The sequence below is a fragment of the Plectonema cf. radiosum LEGE 06105 genome, from assembly GCF_015207665.1.
GTDB classification, from domain to species: Bacteria; Cyanobacteriota; Cyanobacteriia; order Cyanobacteriales; family Nostocaceae; genus Rivularia; species Rivularia radiosa_A.
Window position 1 is genome coordinate 1 of the sequence record NZ_JADEWL010000191.1, and the last position, 10,380, is coordinate 10,380.

Sequence of the window (10,380 nt, forward strand, 5' to 3'; positions counted from 1 at the left end):
CCCCCATCTCCTTATCCCCTTCCATCTCCCCCAAATTTCCATTCCCGTGGGACAATCAATATACAAATAATTGTAGAGAGGAAAACCCAGTAAATATGCACCTGAGTGAAATTACTCATCCGAATCAGTTGCACGGGTTATCGATTCGGCAACTACAGCAAATTGCTCGTCAAATTCGAGACAAACATTTACAAACGGTGGCTGCAACCGGAGGACATCTTGGCCCTGGGTTGGGTGTCGTTGAATTAACGTTGGGACTTTATCAAACTCTGGATTTAGATCGAGATAAAGTTATTTGGGATGTGGGACACCAAGCATATCCCCATAAATTGATTACAGGACGTTACAATCATTTCCATACCTTACGGCAGAAGGATGGAGTTGCAGGCTATTTAAAGCGCTGTGAGAATAAATTTGATCATTTTGGTGCCGGACACGCTTCTACTAGCATTTCAGCGGGGCTAGGAATGGCATTGGCACGAGATATCAAGGGAGAAAATTTTAAAGTCGCTGCGATTATCGGCGATGGAGCCTTGACTGGTGGTATGGCTTTGGAAGCTATCAATCACGCTGGGCATTTGCCTAATACTAATCTGTTAGTTGTCCTCAATGACAACGAAATGTCAATTTCTCCTAACGTCGGCGCAATTCCCCGTTATTTAAATAAAATGCGGTTGTCTCCGCCGATGCAGTTTATTAAGGATAATTTAGAGGAACAGGTTAAGCAGCTGCCTTTTGTCGGTGAGTCTCTGACACCGGAACTCGAACGCATCAAAGAAGGAATGAAGCGGTTAGCAGTTCCCAAGGTAGGAGCGGTGTTTGAAGAACTCGGCTTTACCTATATGGGACCTGTTGATGGTCATAATTTGGAAGATTTAATTGCGACTTTCAAGCAAGCGCATAAAATACCCGGACCAGTTTTAGTTCATGTGGCGACTACGAAGGGTAAGGGTTATGAAATCGCCGAAAAAGACAAAGTAGGCTATCATGCCCAAAGTCCGTTTAATTTAACAACGGGTAAAGCGATTCCTTCAAGTACCCCCAAACCACCTAAATACTCAAAAGTTTTTGCTCATACTTTAGTAAAACTTGCCGAACAAAACCCAAAAATCATCGGTATCACCGCTGCCATGGCGACAGGGACTTGTTTAGATAAATTGCAAGCGAAGTTACCCAAACAATATATAGACGTAGGAATCGCCGAGCAACACGCTGTTACTCTCGCGGCTGGATTAGCTGCTGAAGGGATGCGTCCTGTTGCCGATATTTATTCGACATTTTTACAGCGTGGCTATGACCAAATCATTCACGATGTTTGTATCCAAAATTTACCCGTATTTTTCTGTTTAGATCGAGCAGGAATTGTCGGTGATGATGGTCCCACCCATCAGGGAATGTACGATATTGCTTATATGCGCTGCATTCCCAATATGGTGATGATGGCACCCAAAGATGAAGCTGAACTTCAGCGGATGACAGTAACGGGTGTTAACTATACCAAAGGTCCGATTGCCATGCGTTTCCCTCGTGGTAATGGTTATGGTGTGCCGTTAATGGAAGAAGGTTGGGAACCTTTGGAAATTGGTAAAGGCGAAATTCTCCGTAACGGCGATGATGTATTAATGATCGGTTACGGTTCCATGGTAAATTCAACCTTACAAGCTGCGGAAATTCTCAGCGAACACGGTATCGAAGCCACCGTTATTAATGCTCGTTTCTGTAAGCCTTTGGATACGGAACTTATGTTCCCCCTCGCCAGAGAAATCAAGCGAGTTGTCACTTTAGAAGAAGGTTGTTTAATGGGTGGGTTTGGTTCTGCGGTTGCAGAAGCGCTATTAGATGCCGATATTTTAGTACCCATAAAGCGTTTCGGTGTACCGGATGTTTTAGTTGATCATGCTAAACCCGATGAAAGTAAGGCAGAATTAGGTTTAACTAGTCCCCAGATTGCTCAAAGAATTTTAAAAGCTTTCTTCAGCAATCAACCATCTGCTGTAGTTTAATTACAATAAATTGGTAATTGGGTATTGGGCATTGGGCATGGGAAATAGTTAGGAGTTAAGAGTGAGGAGTGAGGAGTTATAAAGCAAAATTCTAAACCCATTACCCATTACCAATTACCCATTACCAATTACCCATTCCCATCTCAAGGTAAGATGTCGCAAAATAATCTCGTATATCCTGTAATTTGGCAAAATAATTCGGTTTCTTTAATCGACCAAACTCGTTTACCTGCGGAATATTCCTACGTGGAAATTCACCGTAGTCAAGATATGGCTCAGGCAATCAAGACTATGATTGTCCGTGGTGCGCCTGCAATCGGAATTGCTGCTGCATATGGTATATATCTAGGAGCGCGGGAAAGTGAAACAAGTAACCGCGATGAGTTTATACAACACTTAGAACAAGTCGCCCAAATGCTGCGTGAGACTCGTCCGACAGCAGTTAATTTGTTTTGGGCAATTTCACGTATGCTCAAGGCTACTTATGAAACAATCGGTACTGTAGAAGAAATTAAACAAACTCTGCTTGAAACTGCCCACGCGATTCATAATGAAGACCTGCAAACTTGTCATAAAATTGGCGATCGCGGTTTGTCGGTTTTACCCGAAACTCCAGAAAAGTTGACTTTACTGACTCACTGTAATGCTGGTGGCTTGGCGACTGCGGGTTATGGTACGGCTTTGGGTGTAGTACGTTCGGCTTGGCGAGAAGGACGTTTGTCTAGACTGTTCGCAGATGAAACTCGTCCGAGATTGCAAGGTGCTAAACTCACTACCTGGGAATGTGTTCAAGAAGGTATTCCGGTAACTTTAATTACTGATAGTATGGCAGCGCACTGCATGAAACAAAATTTAATTCATGCTGTAGTTGTCGGTGCTGACAGAATTGCTGCAAATGGTGATGCTGCTAATAAAATTGGTACTTATAGTTTGGCAATTGTTGCCAAAGCTCATAATGTACCGTTTTTCGTGGCTGCACCTCTTTCTACAGTTGATTTTTCCATTACTGACGGTAGACAAATTCCGATTGAGGAACGTAATTCAGCGGAGATCTACCAAGTAGGAGAAACTATCCTGACTCCAGAAGGTGTGGATTACTATAATCCGGCTTTTGATGTGACTCCAGCAGAATTAATTACAGCAATTATTACGGAAGAGGGTGTATTAACACCGGCAGATTTGACAAAATATCAAAATAAGCAAATGGTTTAGTTATTGGTTTGAGTTTGCTGGCATCTACCTGAGAAATAATCGAATTGAAATTTACATTTTTTGTCGTTTTAAGAAGTTGGGTTTTTACAAGGATTATCTGTTTTTAGAGATATTTATCCTAAAAACCCGACTTCTTCTATTTATGATTATCGTTTTAAGAAATCGGGTTTTTACAAGTATTGTCTGTTGTTAGAGATATTTATCCTCAAAACCCGACTTCTTTAAATCAAACTTAACTTGAATTTAATTTACTTTAATTTAATTTAAACCAAAATATTTAGCAAATATATTTAACTGATAATAGTTTTTTAGAGCAGGATTGATCAAGGTAACAGAAGCTAAATTTAAAATTGTAAAAAGTAAATCAAACCATATATTTTACTCTTGTTTAATTATGACAAATTGTCGTACTAAGCATTTTTTGTGTTCAGATAAAAATACAGAACAAAAATTACTCCACAAACATTAAACTATAATGATTTTTGTGCAATTAAATACAGTGAATAAATATTACAAAACCTAACATATTATTGCTAATATTGAAGCGCAAGCATTTAGCGACTAGTTTGCTAAAAATGTAAAGAGAAATACAATGTTTGAGAATCTTCTTCCGGCTTTAAACGAGCATAACTTACCTTATCCAGATACCATTCATCCTATCGTGGTTCATTTCGTGATTGCGATGGTTTTGTTTGCTTTTTTGTGCGATGTAATAGGTTATTTTACCAAAAATTATCGGCTTTTTGAAGTAAGTTGGTGGAATATGTTTTTTGCGACAATTTCCATCTTTATTGCGATTATTTTTGGTCAGATTGAGGCGGGCTTAGCATTAGCTTATGATGCAGTTGAACCAGTACTGAATTTACATACCATAATCGGTTGGTCACTTTCAGGAATCATTGCTGCAATTACAAGTTGGCGGTATGTAATTCGTTTGCGCGATTCTAAAACTATACCAATTTCTTATTTAGGAGTAGGACTTCTTTTAACAATGTTAGTGTGTGTTCAGGTCTATCTTGGAGACAAGTTAGTTTGGGTGTATGGACTACATACAACTCCAGTGGTAGAAGCTATCAAAGAGGGGATTTTATAATGAATTCGGAACTTATTCAACAGTTAGATTTAGGAGCAAATGGATTACCTTATACTATCCCAATTCATCCTAATTTAGTGCATCTAACATTGGGATTATTTATTATTGCTATTGCTTTTGATATAGTTGGTGTATTTTTCACATTAGAAAAACCAGTCTTCAAATTTTTAGCGATTAAAGCTACTCGTTCGAGCTTTTTTGATGTGGGCTGGTATAATATGCTGGCTTCGGCAATCATTACATTTTTTACTGTTGCAGCAGGTTTCTACGAAATCATGTTAGCGCAAACCCAAACTGACGTAAAAAGTGCTTGGGGATTGGGAGCAATGGAAACAATGCTTTGGCATGGTGTTGGAGGTGTTGTATTATTAACGCTGATTGTGGGAATGACAGTATGGCGTGGATTTCAGCGCTATAAGTGGCGTAAGGATAGGGCTTTACAAGTCCAGTGGAGTTATTTAGCCGTTGGATTATTCATCATGTTTATTATGTATCTCCACGGAACATTAGGAGCGCATATGGCTGGTGAATTTGGTATACATAATACAGCAGATAATTTACTGCGATTGGGACAAGATCCTAATGCTTTATTGAAGTAAATAAACAGTTATCAGTTATCAGTGAACAGTTATCAGTTATCAGTTAACAGTTAACAGTTACCAACTAACCACTATCAACCATCAACTAACAACTATCAACTAACCACTAACAACTATCAACTAACAACTAACAATTAACAACTAACGACTAACAACTAACCACTCACAACTAACAACTAACAACTAACAACTAACAACTAACAACTAACAACTAACAACTAAGAACCATCAACTATTTCTTACTTATGAAAAGACGCGAGATTATATCAATAATTGTCAGTGCTATTATTCTAGCTGTTGTTAGTTTATGGATTGGACAACAAGCTTATTCTTGGCTTCCTCCACAAGCGGCAAGTGAATCTATATTGATAGATGATTTATTCAGCTTTTTAGTGACAATCGGTGCATTTATCTTTTTGGGAGTTACAACTGCGCTGTTGTATTCGGTTATTTTCAATCGTGCGGGTAAGTATGACGTTAGCGATGGTCCGCCGATCGAAGGTAATATCACTTTAGAAGTTATCTGGACGGCAATTCCATTTGTGTTGGTGATTTGGATTGGAGTTTATAGCTACCAAATTTATGACCAAATGTCAATTCTCGGTTCGATGCAACATCACCATATGTCTATGGGAATGAAATCGGCTAATGCCCAGCCAATTTCACAAGCATCAGAAACAGTGAAAAATCCTCCAAGAATAGAAGTCACAGCTAAACAATGGGCTTGGATTTTTGACTATCCTAAAGTGAATATTAGCAGTACCGAATTGCACTTACCAGTGAACGAGCGTGCTTATCTAACGCTGCAATCAGAGGATGTGATACATGGTTTCTATATTCCTGCATTTCGGGTAAAGCAAGATGTAATTCCCGGTGAAAAAATCAACTTTGAATTCACCCCCATCCTCGAAGGTAAATATAGATTGCGGGATTCACAGTATAGTGGGACTTATTTCGCTGCAATGCAGGCTGATGTTGTTGTAGAATCTGCTGAAAAATATCATCAGTGGTTAAAAGAAGCATCAAATCGTGAACCATCTCCCGCATTCAATCAAGCAGCGTCAGAATATAGCAGATTTACAGACAAAGCAATTAACAGTAATTGGGCAACAGTTAAGCCTGCTGAGCCTCCTGTAGTCAATTATCACAGTTAAAGGTTAGAGGTTAGAGGTCAAAGGTTAAAGGTTAAAGGTTAAAGGTTAAAGGTGTAATAACTCCAAACTCCAAACTCCTCACTCCTCACTCTTAACTCCTAACTCCTAACTCCTAACTCCTCAATTTCAATCCAAAATCCAAAATCTAAAATCCAAAATTGAAATGACTAGCACTCAAAGTGAAAAAACTGAAGTTGTCAGCGAACAACATCACCATCATCCTCCAACAACTTGGAAAACCTACTTTACTTTCAGTACCGACCATAAAGTAATTGGTATCCAATATATAGTTACTGCCTTCGTATTTTTTCTGATTGGTGGTATTTTCGCTATGATTATTCGCGGCGAATTAATTACCCCAGAATCTGACTTGGTAGACCGCACCGTTTATAACGCTATGTTTACCATGCACGGTACGGTAATGCTCTTTATGTGGACCTTTCCGGTACTGGCAGGTTTGGCTAACTACCTCGTACCTTTGATGATTGGAGCCAGAGATATGGCGTTCCCTCGTTTGAATGCTCTTGCCTTTTGGATGGTTCCTGTGTTTGGAATTATACTTATGGCCAGTTTCTTTGTTCCTGGGGGTCCTGCACAAGCTGGTTGGTGGTCTTATCCGCCTGTAAGTACCCAAAATCCTACGGGTCTTTTATTTAACGGACAGTTCCTGTGGCTGGTAGCTGTGGCATTATCGGGGGTATCTTCGATTTTGGGTGCGGTTAATATTGTTACCACTATTTTTAGGATGAGAGCGCCGGGAATGGGCTTTTTCAAAATGCCTGCTTATGTGTGGACGGTATTAAGCGCTCAGATGATTCAATTGTTTGGATTGCCTGCATTAACTGCCGGTGCGGTAATGCTGTTGTTTGACCTCAGCGTGGGAACTAGTTTCTTTGACCCGGCTAAGGGTGGAGACCCAGTTTTGTATCAGCATTTTTTCTGGTTTTATTCCCATCCTGCGGTCTACGTAATTATACTGCCTATTTTCGGGATTTTTTCCGAGATATTTCCGGTTTACGCTCGCAAGCCGCTATTTGGTTACAAAGTGGTAGCCGTTTCATCCTTGATTATCACTGGATTGAGTGCTGTGGTATGGGTTCACCATATGTTTGCTAGCGGTACTCCCGGTTGGATGCGGATGTTGTTTATGTTCTCCACAATGTTGATTTCTGTACCCACTGGAATCAAGGTATTTGCTTGGGTGGCAACTGTTTGGGGAGGTAAGTTACGGCTTGATACACCAATGTTATTTGCGTTGGGTGGATTAGTGATGTTTGTCTTTGCTGGTATCACTGGTATTATGCTGGCTGCGGTTCCTGTTGACATTCACGTTAATAATACTTACTTCGTTGTCGGACACTTCCATTATGTAATTTATGGCGCAACGGTAATGGGTATTTATGCTGCCTTATACCATTGGTTCCCCAAGATGACTGGAAGGATGTATTACGAAGGTTTGGGTAAGCTGCATTTCTGGTTAACCTTTATCGGTGCAAACCTCAACTTCTTCCCCATGCATCCCTTAGGATTGCAAGGAATGCCCCGTCGAGTCGCTTCCTACGATCCAGAATTTGCATTCTGGAATGTCATTGCGAGTATTGGCGGATTTATTTTAGGAATGTCTACGTTACCGTTTTTACTTAATATGATCAGTTCATGGGTTGATGGTAAGAAAGCATCAGATAATCCTTGGAGAGCAATTGGTTTAGAGTGGTTAGTTTCTTCACCACCACCTGTAGAAAACTTTGAAAAACAGCTACCAATTGTGATTGCTGAACCTTACGGTTATGGAAAATCAACACCTGAAGATTTAGTCGCTAACCCTGCTGATTTGAATTAAATAAGTTAACAGTAAAGAGTTCCCAGATTCTAACTGGAATTCACATCAGGGATAAATTGCGATCGCGATTTAATCTAGTTCTCAGATTCTAACTGGAATTCACATCAGGGATAAATTGCGATCGCGATTTAATCTAGTTCCCAGATTCTAGCTGGGAACTAATCACACAGAGCAAAAAAAATCCCCATAGAATCTATTATGAATACTACAAACGGGAATATGGCACAGGTTAAACAAGAAAATACATTGGATGAATTACAATTATCAAATAGTGCAATTTTAGCCGCACATGAACATGATGAAGAAGGCAACAGTATGTTTGGCTTCATTGTGTTTCTGCTCTCGGAAAGCGTGATTTTTTTAAGTTTTTTTGTGGGATATATAGTCTACAAAACAACGGCTATAGATTGGCTACCACCAGGAGTTGAAGGGTTAGAGGTTCGAGAACCTGCCATAAATACAGTAATTCTGGTTTCGAGTAGTTTTGTTATTTATTTTGCAGAAAGAGCTTTAAAAAATCATAACGTTTGGCTTTTTCGCCTATTCTGGTTATTAACAATGGCGATGGGAAGTTATTTTCTATATGGTCAAGCTGTTGAGTGGAATAGTCTGGAATTCAGTTTTACATCAGGTACATTCGGTGGAAGTTTTTATTTGTTAACTGGTTTCCATGGTTTACACGTTTTTAGTGGTGTTTTGTTGCAGTTAACTATGTTAATTCGTTCTTTTATACCTGGTAATTACGAAAAAGGTCATTTTGGTGTAGATGCAACTTCATTATTTTGGCACTTTGTCGATGTAATTTGGATTATTTTATTTCTACTTCTTTATATTTGGCAGTAAGAATAAGTTAAAGGTCAAAGGTGTAATAACTTATAACAACTATCAACCAACAACTAACAACTAACTCCTAACTCCTAACTCCTAACTCCTAACAACTAACTCCTAACAACTAACTCCTAACTCCTAACTCCTAACAACTAACAACTAACAACTAACAACCAACAATTAACTATGATTATTGATGACCAACATTACGATGTAATAATTATCGGTACTGGTGCTGGTGGAGGGACTTTAGCTCGTAAATTAGCTCCTACTGGAAAGAAAATTCTTGTTTTAGAACAAGGAGAATTTTTAGAAAAAGAAAGTTCGCAATTAGTTGATGTGGAGGTTTTTAAAAAAGAAAATTTCCATGCACCAGAACAATGGTATGAAGAAGAAGGTGACTTTTTCTATCCCCAAACAAGTTATTCTGTTGGTGGTAATACAAAAATTTATAGTGGTGTATTACAACGGATGCGGGAACAGGATTTTGAAAAAGTTCAGCATCAAGATGGTATTTCTCCAGAATGGGAAGTTAAATACAACGATTTTGAACCTTACTATACAGAAGCTGAAAAACTTTATCAAGTCCACGGTCAAACTGGTGATGATTTAACCGAACCTTCTCGTAGTCAAGGTTTCCCTTTTCCTGTAGTTGATAGCGAACCACAAGTTGAAGATATTTGTAATAGTATCTCCAAACAAGGATTACATCCAGCATATCTTCCTATTGGAATTGGAGAACAAGGACGAACTGATGCAGAAGATACTGGAATTTCTCCGGCAATTAAAACTTATGATAATGTGACACTAAAAACTTCTGCAAAAGTTGTATGTTTACACACCAACCCTTCAGGTAAAGAAGTTAAAGCTGTAGAAATAAGAATTGGAGAACAATCTTATTTGTTCATGGCAAATATTATTGTACTTTCTTGTGGTGCAATAAATTCCGCAGCATTACTATTACGTTCTGCGAATGAAAAACATCCCAAAGGACTTGCAAATAGTTCGGATTTAGTGGGACGTAATTTGATGAAACAATTGATGACGGTGTTGGTACAGCTTACTAACAACACTAATTCTGGATTGTTTCAAAGAACTCGCTATATTAATGATTTTTATTGGGGTGATGAAAATTTTGCTTACCCCATGGGTCATATTCAAAATTCTGGTGGTATTCTTCAAGATGTAATCTTCTCTGAATCACCACCACTTTTATCGGTTGTCGCTAAATTAATGCCAGAATTTGGCTTAAAACAATTAGCAAAACGTTCTATCGGTTGGTGGTTACAAAGTGAAGATTTACCAACACCTAAAAATCGCGTTCGTGTGGATAATTCCAAATTATATGTAGATTATAAAGCGAATAACACCGAAGCTCATGACCGTTTAATTTATCGTTGGATTGATGTACTCAAAGCTGTAGATGGAAATAAACAAAATATCTATCCTCGTGGTGAAACACCAATTCAAGTAGTAGCTCATCAATCTGGAACTTGTCGTTTTGGGGAAGATTCTAGAACTTCAGTTCTTAATCTTAATTGTCGCACTCACGATATAGATAATCTCTACGTTGTCGATAGTAGTTTCTTTCCTTCCATTTCTGCAACTAGTCCCGCTTTAACAGTTATTGCTAATGCTTTACGGGTAGGAG

Annotated in this window: 8 protein-coding genes; all 8 read left to right on the forward strand. The window is 38.9% G+C overall.

Going from position 1 to position 10,380, the window contains the following annotated elements:
• Positions 1-95: 95 nt before the first annotated feature.
• On the forward strand, positions 96-2,003 hold the full coding sequence (gene dxs, locus IQ247_RS29275; RefSeq protein ID WP_193925377.1) for a 1-deoxy-D-xylulose-5-phosphate synthase: 1,908 nt from the start codon (positions 96-98) through the stop codon (positions 2,001-2,003).
• Positions 2,004-2,156: 153 nt separating this feature from the next.
• A complete protein-coding gene (gene mtnA, locus IQ247_RS29280) occupies positions 2,157-3,215 on the forward strand; it encodes an S-methyl-5-thioribose-1-phosphate isomerase (protein WP_193925379.1) in 1,059 nt (352 codons plus the stop codon).
• A gap of 592 nt (positions 3,216-3,807) precedes the next feature.
• Entirely contained in the window at positions 3,808-4,308 is a 501-nt protein-coding gene (locus IQ247_RS29285) for a DUF2231 domain-containing protein (RefSeq protein ID WP_193925380.1), read from the forward strand.
• On the forward strand, positions 4,308-4,907 hold the full coding sequence (locus IQ247_RS29290) for a DUF2231 domain-containing protein (protein WP_193925381.1): 600 nt from the start codon (positions 4,308-4,310) through the stop codon (positions 4,905-4,907). Before IQ247_RS29285 ends, IQ247_RS29290 begins: the two co-directional genes overlap by 1 nt.
• A 245-nt stretch (positions 4,908-5,152) precedes the next feature.
• Positions 5,153-6,061 carry a cytochrome c oxidase subunit II gene (locus tag IQ247_RS29295; RefSeq protein ID WP_193925382.1) on the forward strand — a complete coding sequence of 303 codons (909 nt, stop codon included), beginning with the start codon at positions 5,153-5,155 and terminating at the stop codon, positions 6,059-6,061.
• Between the two features lie 163 nt (positions 6,062-6,224).
• A complete protein-coding gene (gene ctaD / locus IQ247_RS29300; protein WP_193925383.1) occupies positions 6,225-7,901 on the forward strand; it encodes a cytochrome c oxidase subunit I in 1,677 nt (558 codons plus the stop codon).
• Between the two features lie 198 nt (positions 7,902-8,099).
• On the forward strand, positions 8,100-8,744 hold the full coding sequence (locus IQ247_RS29305; RefSeq protein WP_193925384.1) for a cytochrome c oxidase subunit 3: 645 nt from the start codon (positions 8,100-8,102) through the stop codon (positions 8,742-8,744).
• Between the two features lie 171 nt (positions 8,745-8,915).
• On the forward strand, positions 8,916-10,380 hold a 1,465-nt coding region (locus tag IQ247_RS29310), incomplete at its 3' end, for a GMC oxidoreductase (protein WP_193925385.1).